General features: G+C 42.1%; 19 protein-coding genes. 13 read left to right on the top strand and 6 right to left on the bottom strand.

Annotated features, from left to right (window positions below; genetic code table 11):
• Positions 1-1,983 carry a pyridoxal phosphate-dependent decarboxylase family protein gene (locus FLL45_RS21215; protein ID WP_185964579.1) on the top strand — a complete coding sequence of 661 codons (1,983 nt, stop codon included), beginning with the start codon at positions 1-3 and terminating at the stop codon, positions 1,981-1,983.
• A gap of 90 nt (positions 1,984-2,073) precedes the next feature.
• On the opposite strand, the gene fnr is transcribed toward FLL45_RS21215, so the two are convergent.
• The 4 genes from fnr to FLL45_RS21195 form a co-directional block, all read right to left on the bottom strand.
• The gene (gene fnr, locus FLL45_RS21210; RefSeq protein ID WP_342778789.1) at positions 2,074-2,802 is read right to left on the bottom strand and encodes a fumarate/nitrate reduction transcriptional regulator Fnr; all 729 of its coding nucleotides are present in this window, start codon (positions 2,800-2,802) and stop codon (positions 2,074-2,076) included.
• 118 nt (positions 2,803-2,920) lie between these two features.
• The gene (hemN, locus tag FLL45_RS21205) at positions 2,921-4,411 is read right to left on the bottom strand and encodes an oxygen-independent coproporphyrinogen III oxidase (RefSeq protein WP_142944068.1); all 1,491 of its coding nucleotides are present in this window, start codon (positions 4,409-4,411) and stop codon (positions 2,921-2,923) included.
• 162 nt (positions 4,412-4,573) lie between these two features.
• The gene (locus tag FLL45_RS21200; protein WP_142944067.1) at positions 4,574-5,368 is read right to left on the bottom strand and encodes a glucosaminidase domain-containing protein; all 795 of its coding nucleotides are present in this window, start codon (positions 5,366-5,368) and stop codon (positions 4,574-4,576) included.
• Positions 5,369-5,554: 186 nt separating this feature from the next.
• Positions 5,555-7,594, bottom strand: coding sequence for a diguanylate cyclase (locus FLL45_RS21195; RefSeq protein WP_142944066.1), 2,040 nt, complete (start codon positions 7,592-7,594; stop codon positions 5,555-5,557).
• Positions 7,595-8,096: 502 nt separating this feature from the next.
• On the opposite strand from FLL45_RS21195, the gene FLL45_RS21190 reads away from it, so the two are divergent.
• From FLL45_RS21190 to FLL45_RS21165, 6 genes are all read left to right on the top strand, one after another.
• Positions 8,097-8,735 (top strand): TetR/AcrR family transcriptional regulator, encoded by a 639-nt coding sequence (locus FLL45_RS21190; protein ID WP_185964578.1) that lies wholly within the window; start codon positions 8,097-8,099, stop codon positions 8,733-8,735.
• A 103-nt stretch (positions 8,736-8,838) separates the two neighbouring features.
• On the top strand, positions 8,839-9,561 hold the full coding sequence (pepE, locus tag FLL45_RS21185; protein WP_142944064.1) for a dipeptidase PepE: 723 nt from the start codon (positions 8,839-8,841) through the stop codon (positions 9,559-9,561).
• On the top strand, positions 9,558-10,286 hold the full coding sequence (gene cmoA / locus FLL45_RS21180; protein ID WP_142944063.1) for a carboxy-S-adenosyl-L-methionine synthase CmoA: 729 nt from the start codon (positions 9,558-9,560) through the stop codon (positions 10,284-10,286). Before pepE ends, cmoA begins: the two co-directional genes overlap by 4 nt.
• 6 nt (positions 10,287-10,292) lie before the next feature.
• Positions 10,293-11,279 carry a tRNA 5-methoxyuridine(34)/uridine 5-oxyacetic acid(34) synthase CmoB gene (gene cmoB, locus FLL45_RS21175; protein ID WP_142944062.1) on the top strand — a complete coding sequence of 329 codons (987 nt, stop codon included), beginning with the start codon at positions 10,293-10,295 and terminating at the stop codon, positions 11,277-11,279.
• Positions 11,280-11,469: 190 nt separating this feature from the next.
• Complete coding sequence (locus FLL45_RS21170; RefSeq protein ID WP_142944061.1) at positions 11,470-13,113, top strand: Na/Pi cotransporter family protein; 1,644 nt, start codon at positions 11,470-11,472, stop codon at positions 13,111-13,113.
• A 623-nt stretch (positions 13,114-13,736) separates the two neighbouring features.
• Positions 13,737-15,041, top strand: coding sequence for a cyclic di-GMP phosphodiesterase (locus FLL45_RS21165; protein WP_142944060.1), 1,305 nt, complete (start codon positions 13,737-13,739; stop codon positions 15,039-15,041).
• Positions 15,042-15,075: 34 nt separating this feature from the next.
• Here the strand turns inward: FLL45_RS21165 and FLL45_RS21160 are convergent, their stop codons facing one another.
• Entirely contained in the window at positions 15,076-16,854 is a 1,779-nt protein-coding gene (locus tag FLL45_RS21160; RefSeq protein ID WP_142944059.1) for a DUF885 domain-containing protein, read from the bottom strand.
• Between the two features lie 95 nt (positions 16,855-16,949).
• Positions 16,950-17,444, bottom strand: coding sequence for a molybdenum cofactor biosynthesis protein B (moaB, locus tag FLL45_RS21155; RefSeq protein WP_142944058.1), 495 nt, complete (start codon positions 17,442-17,444; stop codon positions 16,950-16,952).
• Positions 17,445-17,688: 244 nt separating this feature from the next.
• On the opposite strand from moaB, the gene FLL45_RS21150 reads away from it, so the two are divergent.
• The 6 genes from FLL45_RS21150 (at position 17,689) to FLL45_RS21125 (ending at position 23,930) form a co-directional block, all read left to right on the top strand.
• Positions 17,689-18,459, top strand: a complete 771-nt coding sequence (locus FLL45_RS21150) for an inositol monophosphatase family protein (protein ID WP_142944057.1) — start codon at positions 17,689-17,691, stop codon at positions 18,457-18,459.
• 124 nt (positions 18,460-18,583) lie between these two features.
• Complete coding sequence (gene iscR, locus FLL45_RS21145; protein ID WP_142944056.1) at positions 18,584-19,051, top strand: Fe-S cluster assembly transcriptional regulator IscR; 468 nt, start codon at positions 18,584-18,586, stop codon at positions 19,049-19,051.
• A 52-nt stretch (positions 19,052-19,103) separates the two neighbouring features.
• Complete coding sequence (gene sufB, locus FLL45_RS21140; RefSeq protein WP_142944055.1) at positions 19,104-20,540, top strand: Fe-S cluster assembly protein SufB; 1,437 nt, start codon at positions 19,104-19,106, stop codon at positions 20,538-20,540.
• 28 nt (positions 20,541-20,568) lie between these two features.
• Positions 20,569-21,312, top strand: coding sequence for a Fe-S cluster assembly ATPase SufC (gene sufC / locus FLL45_RS21135; RefSeq protein WP_185964577.1), 744 nt, complete (start codon positions 20,569-20,571; stop codon positions 21,310-21,312).
• A gap of 17 nt (positions 21,313-21,329) precedes the next feature.
• Complete coding sequence (gene sufD, locus FLL45_RS21130) at positions 21,330-22,646, top strand: Fe-S cluster assembly protein SufD (protein ID WP_142944054.1); 1,317 nt, start codon at positions 21,330-21,332, stop codon at positions 22,644-22,646.
• 24 nt (positions 22,647-22,670) lie between these two features.
• Positions 22,671-23,930, top strand: a complete 1,260-nt coding sequence (locus FLL45_RS21125) for a cysteine desulfurase (protein ID WP_142944053.1) — start codon at positions 22,671-22,673, stop codon at positions 23,928-23,930.
• Positions 23,931-23,933 lie beyond the last annotated feature (3 nt).

The raw sequence follows: 23,933 nt of genomic DNA, 5'->3' as shown, positions 1-23,933 counted from the left end.
ATGAGTCAGCCTCAAGTCGATGCAGAACAGACGATTCAGCAAGATCTCAGCTTTTTTAGCCCGTTTTTTATCGGTGCACATGGCGAAAACAGTGATGTACTGGAAGAGCTCCTGGTAGAATTTGTCAGGGATCATGTATATTGGCGACGAAATTTCCACCCGGAAGACATCCGACCAATATCACCTCAAATGACCCACAGTTCAGATTATCAGGATGCAATCGCGAGACTTCGCGAAGAATTACTCTCATTGACGAGTAATCTCAAACGGACAGTGCCGATATACAGCCCAAGATACTTAGGACATATGGCGTCTGACCTGATGCTGCCTGCGCTCCTCGCGCAACTAGTTACTACAATATATAACCCTAACAATAGTTTTAATGAAGTTGGTGAAACGACCATCAACATGGAACTCGAGGTGGGTAATCAGTTTGCAAAACTCTTTGGCTTTAATACGGATCCACAGCGTTACCCTTGCGCATGGGGACATTTGACCAGCGGCGGTACAGATGCCAATTACGAAAGCTTGTGGAACTTTAGAGCAGTAAAGTATTACCCTGTCGCTTTAGTTGAATCTTTAAGAAAAGCCGATCTATCGATCGAAATTAACGATCAAAAACTCAAATCTCCAAACGATTACACACCGTGGGAGCTAGTTAACTTTTCAATCGAAGAAGTCTTAGAGTTTAGGCGTTTGATTTTCCAAAGCATTAAACAACGCTATGGAGATATTACGTTTAAACGGTTTTCGCAACTGGTTGAAGATAACCGTTTAGAAGCTTTGGGTCCCGCTCAATTTTTCGCCCAAAACTATCGATATCACCAGCCGGTAGTACTAGTTCCGGCGACTGCTTACCCATTTTGGCAAAAAGCGATGCGTTTACTCGGTTTAGGCTCGGCTTCACTGGTAGAAATCCCCTTAACGGGCACGATGCGGATGGATGAAAATGAGTTAGAGCGTATTTTAGAGAAGCTGAGAACTCAGAATATTCCTGTCCTGGCTGTTGTTGGCGTTTTAGGTACGCTCGACTTTGGCACAATCGACCCTATTCATAAAATCGTCGAAATTCGCGATAAACTCGCTCTAGAAGGGCTGAGTTTTTATATTCACATTGATGCTTCTTGCGGTGCCTATGTCAATTCGCTATTTACTGATCAGGAAGGCAATAAGGTCAGTCGCGACCAAGTAGCAAACCAGCTTAAATACTTTCCCTCGGAATCAGTTTATGATGCATTTACGGCACTTTCTGAAGTCGACAGCATTACAGTATCACCGCACTCTTTTGGTTATCTTCCACAAGGAATTGGCGGTTTTATCGCTCGGAATCGAGATGTAGTCCGACTCCTCAATTCTAGCCAACAAGATCCTTTGATCAATTCAAAGGATTTGGACATGCTAAGCCTCAGTCGGTATATTCTGGACGGCACAAAGCCAGGCGCAAACGCCGCCTCTGCTTATATCACTCATAAGGTATTGCCGCTTAATCATGAGTATTTTGGTCGTATCATTAAGCAAACCATAGCGGCTGCCGAATACCTCTATGACAAGCTATCCCATCTGAAAAAAGAATTAAAAGACGTTGCAATTTTAGATGTACCATTCGAACCCGATACCAATCTAATTGTTGTCTCTATTAACCCTAACGGAAATGTTCTATTAGATAAGATGAATCTGTTTATGGAAAAGTTAGTAGAGAAATTATCGCACAATCCATTGCACTCAGTACAAACCAATGAATTTCTCTCCTCATGCTCCCATTTGGCTTTACAGAACCTCACTGAAGTTGAAAGACTTGGTCTGTTCAAGAAGTTTTCACTCGACGATCAGGACGCTTTATACAACCCAGAGCAAAAGTTGCACTTGCTTCGACACACTTTGATGAACCCGTGGATTAGCTCGAATAACAATGGAACTAACTATCTTGATGATTATTGTCGATACCTTAAGTCGGCAATCACTGACACGCTCGCACAAATCTAAAAAAATGTCTAGTTTCGAGAAACTATCTTACCGGTATAAAAAAACGCCTTCGAAGAGGCGTTCTTTTAATTCTGATAAATCATTGACGAGTTACACGTGACAAGCAGTCCCTGCAAGCTCACCTAGGCCATCTCTATCCACGATACTAATATACCGGTCTTGAATAGCAATCAGGTTTTGTTTCTGTAATCGCGTCACCAATCGACTGACAGTTTCAACGGCTAATCCGAGATAATTGCCGATGTCGCCTCTTGTCATCGTCAACTGGAACTCTTTTTCGGATAATCCGCGTCGCTTAAATCGCGCCGATAAGTTAATAATAAATGCAGCAAAGCGTTCGTCTGCATTCTTTTTACTGAGCAGCATCATTAACTCTTGCTCATCGCGAATTTCACCACTCATCACTCTAAACAGCTGGCTTTGCAGCCCCGGAATATTGCGAGCGAGCGATTCGAGCTTGTCAAACGGTATCGAGCAAACTAAAGAGGTTTCAAGCGCTTTAGCAAAGCTCGGGTAAGCGGTACTAGAAATCGCGTTGAGTCCAACCATTTCTCCCGGCAAGTGAAATCCTGTGATTTGTTCAGTCCCATCAGAGCTGATGGTATAGGACTTAATACTGCCCGATCGTATTGCATGAATCGAATCAAATTCATCGCCGGCGTGAAACAAAAACTCGCCTTTTTTCAATACTTTCTTACGTTGAACGATATTTTCTAAATATTCAATCTCAGACTCGGCAAGCATCATGGGCAAACATAACCTACGTATGCTGCATGTCTGACATCTGACTTCGCTGTGAAGCGCGCTGTTAGAAGACACTTTCAATCAAATTCCAGGTAGTTGGCTTGTTATTATTATCTGATTTTAAAGCAATATCTGACAAAATCCATCAATATTGATGAATTTTGTCAGATTTTATCAAGTTTATCGCTAGCGTTTATATCACTTTAGAAAATCGTTTAATCACCTGCATTTCGTTAAGGTAAGCGTCGAAGGCCATACAAATGTTTCGAATCAGCAACCTGCCTCGCGAGGTAACACGTAAAAAACCGCCAGTATCATACACCAGGCCATCTGTAATCATTGGCGCTAGCAGTTCGAGCTCTTTCGCAAAATGATCGTCAAAAACGATATCAAACTGAGCATTTATCGTATTTTTATCGATTTCGAAGTGACATATCAGAGAAAAGATAACTGCTTTGCGGAGTTTATCTTCCATTGTCATTCCAACACCTCGCCAAGTTGGCAGAAGGTCTTGTTCTAGCAACTCATAGTAGGATTCAACGTCTCTAACATTTTGATGATACTGCGCACCTAATGAGCCAATTGATGATACACCGACGCCGATAAGCTCGTATTCCTCATGCGTTGTATAGCCTTGAAAGTTTCGATGTAACACCTGGTTTTCTTGAGCTATTGCCAGTTCATCATCAGGTTTCGCAAAATGGTCCATTCCAATATACACAAAGCCTACCTGTTGCAAGCGTTCCATAATAAACTCAAAAATCTTGAGTTTCTCGACAGCAGAAGGCAAATCATGGTCACTGATTCGTCTTTGTGGTTTAAATCGATGTGGCAAATGTGCGTAATTAAAAACCGAAATCCTGTCAGGAGAAATCCTCGCAATCAGCTCGAGCGTGGATTTGAAAGTCGCTAACGACTGGTGAGGCAATCCATAAATTAAATCGACGTTAATTGACTGAAAACCATGTTTTCTTGCCTCTAAAATCATATCCTGAGTCATTTCAAATGACTGCACTCGATTGATCGCTCGCTGGACTTTCAAATCAAAGTCTTGCACACCGATGCTCATGCGGTTAAAACCAAGCGATGCCAGTTTCGCGACGTCTTGTACTTTTAATGCTCGAGGGTCGACTTCAATCGATATCTCGGTCGAGTCTTCATCTGGGATATCAAAACAGTTTCGAATGGTCTCCATGATTCGGGTTATTTCTTGCAAGGTCAAATAAGTCGGCGTTCCGCCACCCCAATGAATCTGTCGCAAGGTTTTGGCTTTGAGATGTTGTGCGACGAGCTTAATCTCTTTGATGAGGTTTTCAACGTATCGCTCTGATTTATCTCTATTTTTGGTAATAATTTTATTACAGGCGCAGTAGTAACAGATATTCTGGCAAAATGGTACATGGATATATAATGACAAGGATTTCTGCGGGTCTATTCCTTCGAGACAAGTAATATAATCATCCCGTTGATACACCTCTGAAAACTCTAAAGCCGTCGGGTAAGACGTATACCGAGGTCCAGAAATGTCATACTTCTGCAACAGTGACTCATCCCATTCAAGCTTTACGGGTTTCCGCGCGAGCTTTCTTATTACCTTTTGTGAATGCGAAAGTTGCGAACTAGCGGTAGTTTCAAGAATCGGTTGTTTAGCGGGTAATTGGGTATCCAAAGACGACTGCTCCATAGGATATTGTTTTAATGGGGCAACAATACCAATTTGGTCAAAATGAGCCGTGATCTGGATCAGCTCGTTAGAGGTCTCTTACCTTCTCATCACCGATCGCACAGATTGTCTCTGGAGGACATCAATTATTTCGCGAGATCCGATTTAGATGCACAGTCGTCGTTACTCAAGATTATTGTGGCGAATCATGGTCTTGAGTTCTTCAACATATTCTCCGCGTCGCTCAGAATATTGCTCCAGACCATCAGCCAGCCGAGTTCCGGTCAACTTTTGGCCATTGTTTCTTAACTGATGACGAATGATCCGGAAATCACGATAAGCTGAATGGGTGTTGAGGTTTCGCATATAACTGACGATTGATGCTTGCGGAGAGTCAAACCGCCTTACTTCATGTTTAGCATTGGCAGCGCGACTTTTGGGAACCAACCCACATCCTTTTGTGTAACACCACTGGCCAAACAAATTATTAGCTTGCTTAGCAAAGCGCGAGGTTCCCCACGCGGATTCGTTTGCTGCTTGAACCAGTACAAGTGATTCGGGTATCACGTCAATCCGCAGCTTCAAAGCTTCTATTGTTTCATCCGGGTTAGTGGCTTCAACCCGGTATCGTTTCGCTAGTCGCTGCAATTTTCTGTGAGGCGAACGGTGATGATCACCGATTTTACCAATATCAGATTCGATTGATGCTAAGAACGCCTTGTCGTAACGAATTCGTTGATTCTCTTGCCGAATGAATGGCCTTAAGTAATCAAAAAAAGCTTGTTTTCTCTCTGCAACTTGAGTGATCGATGTAAAATCTGGCAATGCCTCTGAAAGAGGCGCTTCTATCGCATCGGGGATAGCCTGCCAACGATGGCTATTTAGCATCAAACCAATCAGTAAAAGAGTCAGTATAAGGACGACGACAATTGTCTTATCAGTGTTAATCTTCTTATTTATCGTGGTAAAGACTTTCATTAGCAATATCTCATCGAATTAATACTAGCTCGGCGAGGATATCATAGAAAATCCTTTGAGTAATCTATCGTGTTGGCGTTGAATAGGCGTTCAAAACTAAAGCAAAAACAACATGATTCTCCTTGCGGCATGCCCCAGGCAATATAGCCCCTCAAATGAGCTCAGCAGACAAGTTGTCACTGTGGGTCAAAGCGGCTTCTTAGTGTAGGCATACACTCGGTTTTTACCGCGATACTTAGCTCGGTAAAGCGCTCTGTCAGATTTTTCGATTAATTCGGAAGCACTTTCTGGGGCGGGTGACTTAACCGATGTTAAGCCGATACTAATCGTTAGCCTTCCCAAAGGCGAGCTGGTGTGAGGGATGTTCATTTCATAAAGTAAACGTCGCATCCGATCAGCGGCTTCAAATGCGCCACGCATATCAAGTCCAGGAAGAATGACAACAAACTCTTCGCCACCAAATCGAGCGACAAAATCGGCAGCGCGCTGGAAGGATGATTCTAAAGTTCGAGCCACTTTTTGTAAGCACTGATCGCCACCTAAGTGGCCGTAAGTATCGTTATAATCTTTAAAGTTATCAATATCACACAGCATGATAGACAGGTGGCTATTTTCTCTTGCCGCGCGGCCAATTTCGGTTCGTAATACCTGATCAAAGTATCGGCGATTTGCGATTTTAGTCAAACTGTCGAGATAGGCTTGCTCTGATAATTTGCCATGGGTTTCGATTAGCTTAAGGTGAGTAGATTGTCTCATTTCCTCATATTTTTTTCGAACGATGGCTTGATTGATAACCTTCGCGAGCTCCTCAATATTTTGCATATCTTCATTTTGCCAATGGCGACCGGTACGCTGGATGTCAAAACCAACCCATCCGTAGACTTGCGACTTGTGACTGAGCGGCACAATAAAGCTTGATTCGGCATCGACAGTCGCCAAATGTTCGGACAATCCCAGATTCTCCGTTATTTGCTTGATTTTGACATTGTATTTAGGGGTTAGCAAAAGCGGTCGACACTCAGCAAGCGATTGAAACTCACTGGCATCGGGATAAATCGGTATGTTGCGTGAAAAAGTCTTAAGCGTTTCTTTGTCAGCGGACCACTCGTATGAAAGTGTTGCTGCCCTGCGCGCATTATCCAAACGGTAAATATACACCCTCTCACACCCCATAAAATGAGCACTAGTTTGGAGTAGCTCTTTGATAACTTTGGAAAACTCATTAACCGGTAAACTTATAAACCTTTTAGCGAATTCATTTAAATGATGTTGCCACTTTAGTTGGGCAACATGACTCGCCTTATCATCTAGACTGTGCGTGATGTCTTGAAGGGTTAATACATAGCCAGGTTGTCCACTGAATTGCATGGGGCGCATAAAACAACGAACCGGCACGCCCTCTCCTTTGTAAGTAATCACGATTGACTCAAAATCTTTTTCATTGATTTGATCCAGTGAATGAAGCGTAACTTCCGATAACCCCGCAGAGACTTCACTGTAGAGTTTTGGTGAGAATAAATCTTTGATGAACTGACCGTTGAGGGCTTTTTTCCCATAGCCAAGAAATTGCTCACAGCTGGTATTTGCGACGATAATCTTATGTGCTTTGTCAACGAGCAATACGTTGCCAGGGATGTTGCGGATTAAACGATTAATAAACTGATTATTTTGAGTTTTCCTTCTCGGACGCTTGTAGGAGGACAAGGTCTGTTCAATAAAGTTTTGTCCCTCTGTACGCTTCGCCTGCGATTTTGCGACTAATAATTCAAGACTCGAAGATACTGCTGCGAGAAAACGTTGCTCACCAATCGCAAGCGAAAAATAATCACTAATCCCAGCCTCCATCAATTCACCTGGAATGGAATTTTGAGAACTTTTGGAAGAGATAACAATGATACGGGTATCAGCGGAGACTATTTTGATTCTCTTAATCAGGGCTGCCAGTTTATTCATCAGCGTCTGAGGATGAACGTCGTTATTCGCCACCTCAATAAAACTGTCACTTAAAAACAGTAAGTCAATGTGGTTGATGATAAGCTGCTGAGTCAATTCATCGCCGTCATTAATGGTGAACGACTCACAATATTGAAGATTTATTTGGCTGGCGAGTAACCCTTGGATGGCAGTATCTTTTTCAGCAATCAAGATTTTCGGCTTGAGTGAGCGCTTTGATGAAGCTTTACTAGCAGCACCCGAATCCTTTTTATTATTCTTTCCTGCGATCATTATGTGATCACGTACCCCTTCCCCCTGCTGCGCTCCTGCTTTTAATGCATTCCAATGAGAGAGCTTTCTGGCTGGTTTTGATTGTTTTAATAATCAAAAATCTATACGGATTTAACGGTGAATGCAACACGGATTGGTTTGCTTTGTTCGGCACTTAGATAATTTTCTTATCGTGATACTTTAAGTATGTTGTTCAGGTTGTTGATTTATAATTATTCCCTTCCGCGATAATTTTTATGACACCGGTGAAATAATTCATTTAATTTTTCGCGAATAATTTGATCTTGTTACAACGCTGAATTTTAATAATGTTGATTTTGGTAAAAATGACAACGGTCGCACAAACTTAAAATGAGATTTTGTGTCAAATTCACACTAATTTTGTCCGAAAAATGTCAATTTTACACAGAAAATTGGCCAAGCCTTAATCTATAATTTCGTGAACTTGCAGGAGGGGAAGACCTAGCAAGATAAATAATAAAACGATTGGGGCTAAATGACAGTGAGTGAAGTAACTAAAAGACCAGGGAGACCCTCCCTGTCTGAACATCAAAAACAGCAAATCCGTGACGATATAATCAATATCGCGAGAGATCTGTTCGTCAATCATGGATACGAGAACACCAGTATGCGAAAAATTGCCGCTCAGGCAGGTTTCGCACCAACCAAAATTTATTACTATTTCGAGAACAAAAAAGAAATCCTAAGATATTTTTGGGAGGATATCTCGCAAGCGCTTTGGAATCATTGTGAGCCTAGCGAAGATGTGTTAGCAAAGCCGCCTATCGAGATCCTGCGGCACCTCATGCATAAATCGGTGGAGTATTGGCTGCAAAACCCAAAGAGTTTTCAACTGGGCATTGCAACCCAAGACCATGAGGCTGAGAGTAAGGACAACTTCAACATTTACGAGTCATCAGGCACTGGTAAGTATATTGAATTACTGTACGACTGTGTTCAACGTTGCATCGATCGCGGCGACTTTAGGGTCACTAACAAACAAATCGCAGCCCAGGTCATCACCTTGTCGATTTATGGGATCTATGGCTCTTTCTATGGCCTTCCTATGGTGAGATGGGAAGACAAAGACGAACTCATCAACACCGCCATCGACAATACATTACGCGGCCTACAAAATTAATGCGCCTGCGCTTGAGCGTTCTATCGAGCGCTCAAGCTAGTCGATTTTCTAAAATCCTAGTAGAATACGCGCTTTCTCAGCGTCGAATGAATCTTCTGCACGGATGAAACTTTTACTACTCAGCAGCTCAAGAGCAGGCAATACGGGTTATTTAGCGCATGCTAACCACCTGATTAAGTCGCATTTGAACAATGAAATTGAGCAGCTATTATTTATCCCGTTCGCTGGCGTCACGGTAAGTTACGATCAATATGCTGCCAATGTAGGCGGCTATTTTAGTCAACTAGGCTGCCATCTGACATCCATTCACAACTACAAAGATCAGAGAGTCGCTATTGAGGAAGCACAAGCGATTGTTGTTGGTGGTGGTAATACTTTTTGTTTGCTAGAAAGCCTTTATCGGTTGGATTTGCTCATGGCTATTAAACAAAAAATCAGCGATAACACGCCTTATATTGGCTGGAGTGCCGGTTCAAATATCTGCGGTCCGTCGATTAAAACTACAAATGATATGCCGATTATTCAACCACCTTCTTTCGATGCTTTGGGAGTGTTGCCGTTTCAAATCAACCCACACTACTTTGACGGCTCCCCTCCGGGTCATAACGGCGAGACCCGCGAGCAACGGATCGCAGAATTTTTGGTTAAAAACTCATCCACTAAAGTTATTGGGCTGCCTGAGGGTTCAGCGCTAGAAAGAACGCAACAACAATTAACGCTGGTCGGAGAAAATACGGCTTTTTTGTTTTCTCACAAAATGGGTCGGCAAAAAATTCAGCCAAATACCGATTTGAGCTACTTATTGCAGAACGGGTACAAAAAATGAGTGATAAACCAGACACTTTGTTTTCCTCACCAGTAAAAGCAATGCCTTTTGCTTTTGACCAGAAGGTCGCCGAAGTCTTTCCGGATATGATCAAACGTTCTGTTCCCGGCTATCCGATAATGATTAAACATATCGAAAAGTTCGCCAGCAAATATGTCAAACAAGGTACAAATTGCTACGACTTAGGTTGTTCGCTCGGCGCGGCCAGTTTAGCGATGAGTCAGGGTATTCAGCAAAATGGGTGCAAGGTAATAGGCATTGATAACTCAGAAGCAATGCTTACCCGTTGCCAACAGCATATCGACGCATTTAAACATCAAACAGAAATCGAGTTACATTTAGGTGATGTTACTGACTTTCCAATGTCTAATGCTTCCATGGTAGCGCTCAACTTTACGCTCCAATTTATTGATAAAAACAAACGAGTTGAGCTGTTAACCGCTATCTACGAAGCCCTCAACCCTGGGGGAATACTTGTATTATCTGAGAAGGTTTCTTTCGATGATCCACAAATGAATCAACTGATGATAGATGTTCATCATGAGTTTAAGAAAGAAAATGGCTACAGCGATCTAGAAATTAGCCAAAAAAGGAATTCACTCGAAAATGTCCTCATACCTGAAACATTACCCGAGCACCTAAAACGACTAAAAACAATCGGCTTCAAGACTGCTGATTGCTGGTTTCAACAATTTAATTTTATGTCTATAGTGGCAATCAAATAGTTGCAAATGATCGACTTTAATCAATTAAAAAACGATATAGCTCGTACTCCAGTTAGCGGAATAAGTGAGTTTTTAGAACGAGCAGTTGAACAAAAGTACCAGGAATATACCCATGGAGAGCTTGAACAGTGGACCACTCTGATCGAGGGTTTGCCAAAATTAGAAACTCGAGTGAGCGATCTTACAAGTGGTGTGTCAATCGGTGATAGCGAAGCCTTAGCGCAGCAGCTGGATGAGACACAAAAAGAAAAGTTTGTCGCCGACTTAAAACAACTTCACCCTTGGCGAAAAGGTCCGTTTAATTTATTCGGTATTCATATTGATACCGAGTGGCGTTCTGATTGGAAGTGGGACAGAATCATTCCGCATTTATCCGATTTAAAGCATCGTACAATACTCGATGTGGGGTGCGGCAATGGTTATCACTGCTGGCGTATGTTAGGCGCAGGCGCTAAGTTTGTGCTCGGCATTGACCCCTCACAAAAGTTTCTCGCACAATTTGCGATTATGAAAAAATACTTAGGTCCTCAGCCAGTACATCTATTACCTCTCGGCATCGAGGATATGCCTGAAGATATGCCAAAATCAGGCTTTGATACGGTATTTTCTATGGGCGTCTTGTACCACAGACGATCGCCAATCCAACATATACTCGCCCTCAAGAACCTTCTCGGTAGAAAAGGCGAGCTCGTGCTGGAAACTTTGGTAATCGATGGCGATGAAAATCAGGTTCTAATGCCTTATGACCGATATGCCCAGATGAGAAATGTTTGGTTCTTGCCTTCAGTTAAGGCACTCGAACTATGGCTAAAGCGCTGTGGTTTTCAATCAATAAACACCGTGGATGTAACTCAAACGACCATTCATGAGCAACGAGCAACCGAATGGATGCATTTCCATTCCTTAGAGAATTATCTCGACCCGGAAGATCACGATAGAACCTTAGAGGGCTACCCTGCACCCAAAAGAGCAACTGTGATTGCGAGGGTGTAACTGTAAGAATTCTGTCAGATAACAAGCGCACAAACCTTGAGAGATAAAAGCGCTACTACTCATACAACTTCGGATTATTGTTTGTTTTAAGTCAATAGACTTAGCGATAACATTCGTTATCGTACGCAGTAACTGGCTCGAGTAAACCGACTCTTGCCAAGCAACAAATTAATTCGGAAAGCATCGTTAAATGAATTTTGTACTTTTTATATCCGGCATTGTGATTTTTATTTTCGCAATGAAGCAACTTGAAGATGCCTTATCCAATTTAGGCAGCCGCTCTCTCAACAAGGCACTTTCAAGTCAGACTGATACGCCGGTTAAAGGTATATTGTTGGGAACTGCTGCGACAGCCGTTTTGCAAAGTAGCTCTCTAGTGGGGTTAATCACCCTGGCATTTGTCGCCGCATCAATCATTCCTTTTCGCAATGCAATCGGTATTATTCTTGGCTCAAACTTGGGTACTACCTTTACCGGCTGGATTGTCACGATTATCGGCTTTAAGTTAGATTTGGCTGAATATGCATTTCCGATCATGGCCGCTGGCTCGATGTTAATTATCCTTGCAGACCGTTCGGCAAAGATTAAATACGCAGGCATGGCATTTTTCGCCGTCGGTCTTTTATTGGTCGGCTTATCCTTGATGAAGGATGGTATCGGCTTTATCACTGAGCTTGTCGATATAAACGAGCTAAAAGATATGCCGGTAATTTTCTTTTTTATTCTCGGCACAATACTAACTGCAATTATCCAATCCAGCTCCGCTACAATGCTGATTGCATTGTCCGCGCTCAACGCCGGTATTCTTGAACTTCCGATGGCAGCAGCATTGATCATAGGGGCCGATTTAGGTACTACCAGCACTGTGATGATAGGCGCGCTTTATGGTGCAACCAGTAAAAAGCAAGTGGCGTTAGTGCATTTTGTGTTTAATTTGGTGACTGATCTTTTGGCTCTCGCTGCCATTTCCTTTTTGCTTTATTTGGTGGCCGACATTTATGGTTTTACCGATCCCTTATTTTCGCTCGTCGCGATCCACACCAGTTTTAACCTATTTGGAATATTGCTTTTCTTACCACTGATAAATCGCTTAGAAACGCTGGCCCTAAAAACCTTTCCCCCGCCAACGGAATCTCGCTTAAAAATTGAATCTGTCGACTACAAAATAATCAATGCGGGGTTGCTTGCTGCGGAAGACGACATTAAAAACCTAATGATTCAAACGATGCGAGTTAACAGCGAAACACTAGCTTTTGATCACTCAGTATTTGAGGATAATCTGGACGATGTCCTCAAGCAGTCTGCTGGCACAAGTGATTACAATGCGTTAAAACGCGCAGAAGCAAAAATCACTAAATATTTGATAAGCATTCAGAATTCAATAAGCACTAATGCTGAGTCGGAGAAAGTGCTCCAGTTATTGGTTGCGCTTCGAGACACGATATATGCCGCCAAAAGTATTAAAGATATTCGACAAGACGTCGAACAATTTTCTGAACAGCTTGAAACTGGAGACGGCGCCTCGCATTTGGTTATCCATGCTTTGCATGAAAGCTATCAACATATCGTAGACTGGTTAAAAACTGATGATATCCCAATTAGTCAACTCAACATGATGTTTGAGCAATTAAGTCGAGCCCATGGAGAATATAACAAGTTGATTTATCAATTAATTTCGACTGGAGAGTTAGAAAGAGAAGCCGCTTCAACGAGTTTCAATATCAACCGAGAGATTTTGTTATCTGGCCACTCTTTACTCAATGCTGTAGAAAACCTACTGTTAGAACCTACCAAAGCAAGAACACTCTCTGAAGTCATAAAAACAGAACGCTAGCGAACTATCTTGTAACGGTGTTAAAATTATGTGCCTGACGGTGTATAGCAGGACTAGAACACTTATTATATGACACTGTATATGACGCTGTATATGACGCTGCGCTTGACCAACATAATCGTAAGACTGGAAGGCAAGTTAATAAAGCTTGATTATGGCGAATTTGGGCAAATGTTAAACATTGCTTTTTGTCAATTACCGCGAGATAACGCGCTAATTGAAAAATATCTCATAAAATACACAATAAAATACTTAAAAATTACCAAATTCAGTCGATATAACTACTAGTTTTGAGATTTGGTAAAGAAATGAGTCAAAAATTTATAAGATACTGAGAAGATGATTTACTGAAGATAAATTACTTTAAATGACACCGCTATCTTACTGATAATAATATTTTTTTATTAAAACAGTGTACTAAAAATAGCGTAAAATAACGTATTTGGTAGACACAAAACATAGGTAACTTTACATCTCGTTTTGCGACAAATAAAGGCAACTCATACGATAATGTGAACTTGTTCCGCAATTTATTGATTTTTTGCGCTATGATTAACACTACGTCAATTAGGAATATGTTTGTTGTTTCGGGATAAACGAGAGTAAATGAGAGGCACCCGTTAATGCATATCACCACCCAGGAAATTCCAGTCCAAAACTTAGAGATAGGCATGTACATATCTCGCCTGGACGTGCCTTGGGTTCAGACGCCCTTTCCTATCCAGGGTTTCAGAATAACCAAGCAGGAAGAACTTGACCTCCTTTCTCACTACTGTAACAAAGTCTATGTCGACCAATTCCTAAGCACGGTTGACGTTCAATCGCGTTTGGTCTTATCGCCGAAGTCGGGTAAAGCCGAGGCGGAAGTTGTTGATCCAAAAATCATCCGCATGATGAACGAAAAAGCGCGATTCAAACCACGTGTTGAAAATTACGCGATTACTGGTCGACTGAAAAAAGAGGTAAAAGTAGTTTCTCAAACATACGAGCATATTGTCGCACAAATGTCTGCTATCTATCACGATGCGGAACACAACGGATATGTCAACATTTCAGAAGTTCGCAAAGCTTCTGCAGAAATGGTCAAGAGCATTATTAAAAACCCTAATGCTCTCGCCTGGTTATGCCGCATCGGAATCGAAAACGAAGCGCTTCATCAACAAGCGATCCGAAGTGCCGTGTGGGGCATGATTTTCGGTAGACATTTGGGACTATCCCGTCATGATTTACGCGATATTGGTACAGCACTTCTTCTAGCACCTATCGGTAAATGCAAGCTCCCGAAAGAGCTACTATACAGCCGTCAATCTACAGAAGAAGAAAATGCATATAAACAGCATATTGATTACACACTAGAAGAAACCACAAAAATGTTCTCTAGCAGTCATCAAGTAAATTACATTTTGTCGGCCTACTGCGAAAGAAATAACGGCCGAGGCTACCCTAGAAACCTTGTTGGTAATCGAATTCCGTTTTTAGCGCGCGTCGCAGGCTTGGCTGATTATTACGAACAATTGATTAATCCGTATCCTGGCGCAGAAGCGATGACACCTGCAGAAGCTATTTCGCATCTTTACAGTACTCGCGGCCAGTTATTCCAAAGAGAACTTGTTGAAGAGTTTATTCAAGCAATCGGCATCTACCCTACCGGTAGCTTGGTGAAATTAACTAATGACTCAATTGGTATCGTTGTTGAGCAACCCGAAAAATCGCGATTAAGACCCCGAGTTGCTGTTGTTAGGGATCATATGAACATCTCTATCGACAAACCCAAGATTGTTAGCTTAGCTGATAATCCCGTTGACAGATATGACATGCCAATGCAAATCGACCAAAGCTTAAGAAGCACAAGTACTGATATCGATGCGCACGAACTACATGAGAAGTTATTCGGTGGCAAGAGCTGGTTATCGTTTTTATCAGTATAGCTTCTCGAGCAACGCATTTAAAATTGAAAGGCGACTAGTTAGTCGCCTTTTTCATTTGGTGATGCTTGATAAAACGATCAATTTCCTGCTCCAATATCGGTAGCGGAACGGAGCCGTTTTGTAGTATTGCATCGTGAAACAATCGAATATCAAATTTTTCACCCAACATTTTCTCGGCCTTTTTCCTTAACTCGAGAATTTTTATTTCACCTAATTTGTAAGACAGGGCTTGCCCAGGCCATGATATATAACGATCCACCTCAGTTCGAATATTATGCGTCGATAAAGCCGAGTTTTCCTCTAGCAACTCGATGGCCTGTTCTCGGCTCCAACCTTTTGCGTGAATTCCGGTATCTATAACTAGTCTCGCGGCACGCCACATTTCATAACTCAAGCGACCAAATTCGCTGTAAGGATCTTCATAAAATCCCATCTCAAGACCAAGCCTTTCACTATAGAGTCCCCAACCTTCTCCAAATGCAGAGATATACGAATAACGTCTGAAGTTTGGCACATTCGTTAGTTCTTGATTGAGGGCATTTTGCAAATGATGACCTGGTACAGCTTCGTGCAAAGTTAATGCTTCTAAGACGTAGAGTGGCCTTTTATCAAGTGCATAGGTATTCACCCAATAAACTCCCGGTCGCTCACTATCTAAAGGGGCAGAAAGATAGCGGCCTGTCGTATATTTAGGCGCAATCGCATCAGGAACCGGCTCAACGGCATAAGGTTGTCTTGGCAGTTTAGTGAATAGCTTAGGAAGTTGACCATCAGCTTTTTTGGCAAGGTATGACGCTCTGATAATTAAATCTTGGGCGGTCTTTGCATAAAATTGCGGCGACTCTCGAAGAAACTTCAGAAACGCTTTAAAGCTACCATCAAAGTTTGCTTGTTTAATCACCGTTTCCATTTCACTACGAATTCTCTTTACTTCATTTAAACCAATTTGATGGATTTCATCAGCCGATAGCGCTAAAGTTGTGTAATGATCGATTTGAGCGCCATAATAGGCCTTTCCATTCGGAAAGTCGTAAGCGCCCAAAGATTGTTTGGTTTTTGGTATATAAGTGTTTTCAAAAAAGTCATAGAGTGCTTTAAAGGCTGGAATCAATTTATCTTTAATTACAACTTTCGCTTCTGCTTTTAATTTTTTCGCATCGTTTTGATTAAATGATTCGGGCATCGATTCAAACACTTTCCAAAAAGCAGAATCCTGCCACCCCTTCTCATAAGCCGCTAAAATAACATCGGTAAATCCTTTCATGACCACTTTTGGCATTGAGTAACCGCGAGCTAATCCTTTTTCCATATTGCGTTGATTTTCTGCAAAGAACTCTGGCACCGCCTTTAAGCGCTCGAGATAATTTTGATAATCCTTTATATTTTTTAAAGGGATCGAAGTGTGCATGCGCATGATCGATGTATGAAAACCAGAATCTGAAAGAAAAGGTATCTGGTATGTTTGATATTCGATTTCGCTTATCCGTCTCTCTAATTGGCGCTGAAAAATTTGATAGTTAATCTGATCTTCTCTTGCCAACGCTTGGTAGTTAATCTTTTTCAGGTCTTCCAAAAACTGTCGGCTTTTATCGGCCCAAGCTTGATAGGCTGCTTCCGAGACGTCTTGCAGCAAATGGTTCTTGTCGGAAAAACCCATTCGCGTCGACAACATCGGAGAACGATCGACTCTTGCCTGCCAATCCTCCTCGAAAAGCGCATGCAATTGACTCGTCGCTTGATTGGATGAAGCATGAGTTTGAGTTGCAAAACCCAAAGCGACCAATAAATAAATAAGCAATGCTTGGTGTTTCATTTTTATCCAGACTCCCAGATTATTATTTTAATTAATATTTTCCAAAACCTATCAGTGAGCAGACAACCGATGGACAGCAAAACACGATAAGTGAACTAGCGATTGGTGAGTAGCTTGACGAAATTACAGGGTTTATAATTTGAGTCTAATTGTTGTTTTATTATTTTACTCCAACCTGTCTTGCATGCACCGCTAGAGCCGGGCAAGCAAAAAATGACGGTATTGTTGGCTAACCCACCAACTGCCCTACTTTGAATAGTGGAGGAGCCAATCTCTTCAAAAGAGACTTGTCGAAACAATTCACCAAAGCCTTCGATCTGTTTATCGAAAAGCGGAGCGACAGCTTCTGGTGTCGAGTCTCGACCAAAAAATCCGGTTCCGCCAGTCGTTAAAATGACATTTACAGAATTGTCGGCTACCCATGAGGAAATCTTTGCTCTGATTTGGTAAATATCATCGATTACAATTGCTCGCTCGACTATGTTATGCCCTGCTTCCTTGGCTGCTTGTTCAAGATAAGCGCCGGAACTGTCAGTCTCTAGATTTCGCGTATCGGATACCGTTAAGATGGCTAGATTTAATAAGTTCAATTGACTCCCTTTTCTTGGATAAGATCGGCTACAAAGAGAGCAAGCATACACTAAATATTGTTCTATAGTTAGTCTATTAGAGGGAGCGACTAATGAGGATAGATTTAAGCAAAAGCGGGTTTTATCTAGCGGGCAATTCAGCTATACTTGCGCCCGTCCAGACGCCCTTGGTGTGAGCTGCAAACGAGTATTTGAGCGACGGTGTACTTGGACCCGCTATTAAACAATTTAGGTATCTTTGATTATGCAAGCATTTTTGACTATTGCAGTTCGCGCTGCGCGCAAGGCTGGGGACTTTATCATTCGCGAGTCCGACAAAATTCGTTCTGTACAGAGTAAATCTCAACACGACTATGTCACTAATGTCGACAAAGCCGCTGAACAAATTATCATCGATACCATCTCTCACTCATACGCTGATCATGCGTTTCTCGGCGAGGAAAGTGGTCGTCAGGGAGACAGTGAGTATCAGTGGGTTATCGATCCGATTGACGGAACCACTAATTTTATCCGCAAAGTACCGCATTGGGCGATTTCAATTGCCTGTAAATACCAAGGTAAAACTGAAGTCGGAGTGGTTTATGATCCTGTTCGGGAGGAGTTATTTACCGCGGTGCGTGGTCGCGGCGCGCAATTTAATGGAAAAAGGATCAGAGTCAGCAATACCAACGGGTTGGAACATGCATTGTTGGCGACAGGTTTTCCTTTCCGAAATCCAGAGATCTTAGACAAATACCTAAACATTTTCGGCAAACTATTTCCTGAATGTTCAGATATGCGACGCGCAGGCTCTGCGGCACTCGACCTAGCTTATGTTGCAGCAGGTCGTTTAGATGGGTTTTGGGAATTTGGGCTAAGCGAATGGGATACTGCAGCCGGTGCGTTGCTGGTAAAAGAAGCTGGCGGGATGGTTTCTGATATCGCGGGGAATCCCAACTATCAGGATAGCGACTCGATTATCGCCGCTAACCCTAAGGCCTTTAAAGCGATGCTAAAAGCAATCAACCAAAAGTAATAGCTTTAAGCTATCAATCCAAGCAGCAATTACTTGACTAAAATACTTGGTTATTAGACAATCCCCCTGAATTTTAACGAGTACCTAGGTGGGCACTGGTTCTAGCGATGTTGTGGGGTGTGTTATGAGATTGACAACTAAAGGCCGATACGCTGTCACAGCGATGCTTGACTTGGCGATTAATAGTGTTGACCGACCGGTTAACCTGAATGACATTTCCGAAAGACAAGCGATCTCTCTTTCGTATTTGGAACAACTGTTTTCCAAATTACGGCGAGAGAACCTCGTCAGAAGCATTCGCGGACCCGGTGGTGGTTATCAACTCAACGCCCCTCAAGACGAAATAAGCGTCGCAGATATTATCAATGCTGTTAACGAATCAATGGATGTCTCTCGCTGTGAGGGACGTGCTAATTGTCACGACGGTCAACAATGCTTAACCCACAATCTATGGATAGACTTGAGCGCAAGAATTAACTCGTTTCTTGACAATATTTCTATTGGTGAACTTATTCGCCAAAATGAAGAGCAAGCAAAACACCGGAGTCATCTCGAGGAAAGCCAAAAAATTGAGCTGACGACCTTAAACTAAGACCGATTAAATACATTTAAGAAAGCAAAGACTTAAACAAGAGTTTAACCCCATGTCTGACGTAATTGATGAATATGTAAAAACAGAATATGCCGCAGGCTTTGTTACCGACATCGAGTCGGAAACCTTAGCCCCCGGCTTAAATGAAGATGCGATTCGGTTTATTTCCGCGAAAAAAAATGAGCCGGAATGGCTTCTCGAGTGGCGCTTGCAAGCTTATAAAAAGTTCCTTGAAATGGATGAACCGGAATGGGCTCATCTTAAGTACCCTAAGATAAACTTAGATGAAGTATCCTTTTATTCTGCACCGAAGAGTATCGATGATGCGCCTAAAAGCCTAGATGAAGTTGATCCTGAACTTATCGAAACCTACAACAAGTTAGGTATCCCGCTTCACGAACAAGAAATTTTGGCAGGCGTTGCGGTCGATGTTGTGTTTGACTCGGTTTCTGTCGCCACGACATTTAAAGAGAAGTTAGCCGAAGCTGGGGTCATATTCTGCCCTATATCAGAGGCAGTTCATTCTCATCCTGAAATTATCCAAAAGTATTTAGGTAGCGTAGTTCCGCAACAAGATAACTATTTTGCCGCATTAAACTCTGCTGTTTTTAGCGACGGTTCATTTGTATACATTCCTAAAGGCGTGCGCTGCCCAATGGAATTATCCACTTATTTTCGGATCAACGAAGCAAAAACGGGTCAATTTGAAAGAACCTTAATTATCGCCGATGAAGGCAGTCATGTGAGTTACTTAGAGGGCTGTACGGCACCCATGCGTGATGAAAATCAATTGCATGCCGCAGTCGTTGAGTTAGTCGCTCTCGGTGATGCTGAAATTAAATATTCTACCGTTCAAAATTGGTATCCGGGTGACGAAGATGGAAATGGTGGGATCTATAACTTTGTTACCAAGCGCGGCGTTTGCCATACCAATGCAAAAATATCTTGGACCCAAGTTGAAACCGGTTCAGCAATCACGTGGAAGTACCCTTCTGTCGTTCTACGCGGAGATAATAGTGTTGGAGAGTTTTATTCTGTCGCGCTAACCAGAAATTATCAACAAGCTGACACCGGCACAAAGATGATCCATTTAGGAAAAAATACTAAATCTACGATCATCTCCAAAGGTATCTCTGCGGGTAAGAGTCAGAATGCTTATCGTGGCTTGGTACGAATGAGCCCAAGAGCTGATGGTGCAAGAAACTATACTCAGTGTGATTCATTGCTTATTGGCGATCGTTGCGGCGCACACACTTTTCCCTACATCGAAAGTAAGCATCCAAGTGCTATTGTTGAACATGAAGCGACTACTTCAAAAGTTAGTGATGATCAATTATTCCTTTGTCTTCAACGAGGAATTGATGTCGAGAAAGCCGTATCAATGATCGTTAATGGTTTTTGTAAGGAAGTATTCAAAGAACTACCCATGGAGTTTGCCGTTGAAGCAGGAAAACTCCTTGAAGTGAGCCTTGAAGGCTCAGTCGGTTAATTTTCAGTTTGCCTATTTGAGAATCTCAATGTTAAAAATAAATAATTTACATGCGAAAGTAGAAGATAAAAATATCCTTAAGGGTTTATCACTTGAAGTAAAACCAGGTGAAGTCCACGCAATTATGGGCCCTAATGGTTCTGGTAAAAGCACCCTCGGCTATGTTCTCTCCGGGCGCGAAGGATATGAAGCAACCGATGGAACGGCCACGCTGAATGATAAAGATCTGTTCGATATGGAAGCGGATGAAAGAGCTAAATCAGGTTTGTTTCTTGCCTTCCAATACCCCGTAGAGATCCCGGGTGTAAGCAATATGGAATTTTTAAAAGCGAGTGTTGATGCAGTTCGAGAGTATCAACAAAAAGAACCGCTCGATGCTGTTGCTTTTATGAAGCTCGCCAGAGAAAAATGCCAAGAAGTCAATTTGGATCAAGCCTTCCTAAAGCGTGGTGTTAACGAAGGCTTCTCCGGCGGAGAGAAAAAACGTAACGAAATTATGCAAATGATGTTGCTAGAACCTGAAGTCTGTATTTTAGATGAGACAGATTCTGGACTTGATATTGATGCTTTACAGGTTGTCGCCGATGGCGTGAATGCTTGCAGAGATCCCAAGCGCTCTTTCATTATCGTTACTCACTACCAGCGCTTGCTTGATTACATTGTTCCGGATTACGTCCATGTTTTATCTGATGGAAAAATTGTTAAATCAGGTGGGAAAGAATTGGCGTTAGAACTTGAAGAAAAAGGCTATGGTTGGATAGATCAACTTTAATACTGGTGAACAAAACGATGAGCTTTACAATTGATTTTGAAAATCGCGACCAACTCGACTTGCCAGCACTTGTTAGCAAGCCGCTGCCTTGGCTGAAAGAAAAACAAAGACTCGCTTTTGAGCAGTTTAAAAGTGCTAAGACACCAACACGCAAGATTGAGCATTGGAAATATAATGATATGACCTTTTTAAAGGGACAATCATTTACTCAGTCTAAGCGAGCTAACGAATCGGTGTTAACTGAGGTTAATGGTGAATTTAATCAAATCACATTTGAAGATGCGATTGAGATCTTCATTGTCGATGGCCATATCGTCTCGGATATTTCTGCTTTAAGATCGATTGAAGGTTTAACCATTACCAATTTCAACCAGACTAGTCCGGCCCAACAAGATATCATTAATTCTCATGCTGATATCGAGCTGAATTCAAAGAATTTATTGGCAAATTTAAACGAGGCGACTTTGAGTGATGGACTTCTAATAGAAGTCGAGCCTAAAAAAGTTATCAAACAACCCATTTATATTCGGCATGTGACTTTATCGTCGGAAAATCCTGCAGTCAGTAATCAAAAAATAGTCGTGCAATTGGCGCCGTCTGCTGAGCTAACTTTGGTTGAACACTTCGAATCTAGCTTAGACGATAGCGAACAACTCGCACTCCAACAGACGTCAATCTACTTGGCGGCAAATAGTCGGTTTACTCATTATCGATTAAATTTAGAGGCCGAAACTGCACGACAGGTGAGCCAGGTGAAAACAACACTGGACAGAGACGCTCAGCTCAATAGTTTTTACCTTGGGCTTGGTAGCAAGTTAAATCGTACCGATATTGAAACCATTCATGCCGGACAAAATGCCGAGTGTAATATTACCGGTATCTATTTACCTGCCAATGAACAGGCAATTGATTACCATACTAATATCGAGCATCGTGTTCCACACTGCAACTCTAACGAAGTGTTTAGGGGAATTATTGCGGATAAGGCTAGCGCGACTTTCAATGGAAAAATTCATATATTTCAAGACGCACAGAAATCTGATGCACAACTCAATAACAAAAACTTATTGTTAACCAATCAAGCAGAAGTTAATACTAAGCCAGAGCTTGAAATTTATGCCGATGATGTAAGTTGTGCTCACGGAGCGACGGTTGCTCAACTCGACAATAAATCGGTTTACTACTTACAAACTCGTGGTATCGACAAACAAAAAGCGAAAAAGATGCTGAGTATTGCTTTTGTGCAAGAATTACTCAATCAAATCAAGCATGAGTCTGTTCGCGATTACCTTAGTCATTTGCTTGACAACTATATGGTTAAAGTAGCGAATTAATCTTGAATCAATGAAAATATCAGAATGAATACCCAGACACTGTTAAAAACAAGTTCTAAAAAACGCGAATTCGATGTTCAATCTATCCGCGCTGATTTCCCGATCTTATCAGATAAAGTTAACGGTCAAGATCTCGTTTATTTAGATAACGGGGCTACTTCGCAAAAACCACAAATGGTAATCGACGCGATCGATGATTACTATCAACACACTAACTCGAATGTCCACCGCGGTGCGCACGCCTTAAGTGACAAAGCGACTCAGCTGTTTGAAGAGGCGCGAGAAAAAGTACAACATTTTATTAACGCGAGTTGCCGCGAAGAAATTATTTGGACTCGTGGTACAACTGAAGCGATTAACCTTGTCGCCCAAACATGGGGCCGCGAAAACATTACTCAAGGTGACGAGGTCATTGTATCGACCTTAGAACATCACTCAAATATTGTCCCTTGGCAAATTCTTTGTCAATCGGTCGGTGCTATCCTCAAGCCTATCAATGTAAAAGCGAACGGAGAGTTAGACTTAGCTCACTACAAAACACTGCTATCGGAAAAAACAAAGCTTGTCGCGATAGGACATATCTCTAACGCATTAGGCGTAATAAACCCAGTTAAAGAAATTATCGATTTAGCTCATTCTCTCGGCGCAAAAGTATTAGTCGATGGTGCTCAAGCTGCGCCGCATTTAATGATAGATGTACGCGAACTTGACTGCGACTTCTACGCCTTTTCCGGCCACAAAATGTTTGCACCGACCGGTATCGGCGTTTTATATGGTAAACAAGAAATTTTAGAATCAATGCCACCCTGGCATGGCGGCGGCGAGATGATTGAAAAAGTCAGTTTTGATGGTACTACTTTTAATAAACTGCCTTATAAGTTTGAGGCAGGTACTCCCAACATAGAAGGCTCCATCGCACTTGGCGCAGCGATTGACTACCTCGAACAATTTGATCGTCGCGAGCTTGCTCAGTATGAACACGAGTTAATTGAATACGCCACTGAAAAAGCCAAAACTATTCCAGAGATGAGAATAGTTGGTTCTGACTGCAATAAAACATCTGTGCTTAGTTTTGTATTAGAAGGCTTTCATTCAGCGGATGTCGGGATGATACTCGACCAACAAGGTATCGCGGTAAGAACCGGACATCATTGCGCAATGCCATTGATGGATGCCTTGGGATTAAATGGAACGATCCGTGCCTCGTTTAGTTTCTATAATACAAAGGCTGAAGTCGATAGACTGTTTGCCGGCTTAGAAAAAGCAAAAACCTTTTTAATGTAATCA

Origin of the sequence: Aliikangiella marina (assembly GCF_007004765.1) — a bacterium.
Classification (GTDB): domain Bacteria; phylum Pseudomonadota; class Gammaproteobacteria; order Enterobacterales; family Kangiellaceae; genus Aliikangiella; species Aliikangiella marina.
This window is presented reverse-complemented; position numbering and strand designations above follow the sequence as displayed.

Coding starts and splice junctions, on each gene's coding strand:
- sufB (WP_142944055.1), top strand. CDS start 19,104: ATGTCTGACGTAATTGATGAATATGTAAAAACAGAATATGCCGCAGGC.
- cmoA (WP_142944063.1), top strand. CDS start 9,558: ATGAGTGATAAACCAGACACTTTGTTTTCCTCACCAGTAAAAGCAATG.
- FLL45_RS21125 (WP_142944053.1), top strand. CDS start 22,671: ATGAATACCCAGACACTGTTAAAAACAAGTTCTAAAAAACGCGAATTC.
- pepE (WP_142944064.1), top strand. CDS start 8,839: ATGAAACTTTTACTACTCAGCAGCTCAAGAGCAGGCAATACGGGTTAT.
- iscR (WP_142944056.1), top strand. CDS start 18,584: ATGAGATTGACAACTAAAGGCCGATACGCTGTCACAGCGATGCTTGAC.
- FLL45_RS21150 (WP_142944057.1), top strand. CDS start 17,689: ATGCAAGCATTTTTGACTATTGCAGTTCGCGCTGCGCGCAAGGCTGGG.
- FLL45_RS21195 (WP_142944066.1), bottom strand. CDS start 7,594: ATGATCGCAGGAAAGAATAATAAAAAGGATTCGGGTGCTGCTAGTAAA.
- FLL45_RS21165 (WP_142944060.1), top strand. CDS start 13,737: ATGCATATCACCACCCAGGAAATTCCAGTCCAAAACTTAGAGATAGGC.
- hemN (WP_142944068.1), bottom strand. CDS start 4,411: ATGGAGCAGTCGTCTTTGGATACCCAATTACCCGCTAAACAACCGATT.
- FLL45_RS21170 (WP_142944061.1), top strand. CDS start 11,470: ATGAATTTTGTACTTTTTATATCCGGCATTGTGATTTTTATTTTCGCA.
- FLL45_RS21200 (WP_142944067.1), bottom strand. CDS start 5,368: ATGAAAGTCTTTACCACGATAAATAAGAAGATTAACACTGATAAGACA.
- FLL45_RS21215 (WP_185964579.1), top strand. CDS start 1: ATGAGTCAGCCTCAAGTCGATGCAGAACAGACGATTCAGCAAGATCTC.
- cmoB (WP_142944062.1), top strand. CDS start 10,293: ATGATCGACTTTAATCAATTAAAAAACGATATAGCTCGTACTCCAGTT.
- sufD (WP_142944054.1), top strand. CDS start 21,330: ATGAGCTTTACAATTGATTTTGAAAATCGCGACCAACTCGACTTGCCA.
- FLL45_RS21160 (WP_142944059.1), bottom strand. CDS start 16,854: ATGAAACACCAAGCATTGCTTATTTATTTATTGGTCGCTTTGGGTTTT.
- sufC (WP_185964577.1), top strand. CDS start 20,569: ATGTTAAAAATAAATAATTTACATGCGAAAGTAGAAGATAAAAATATC.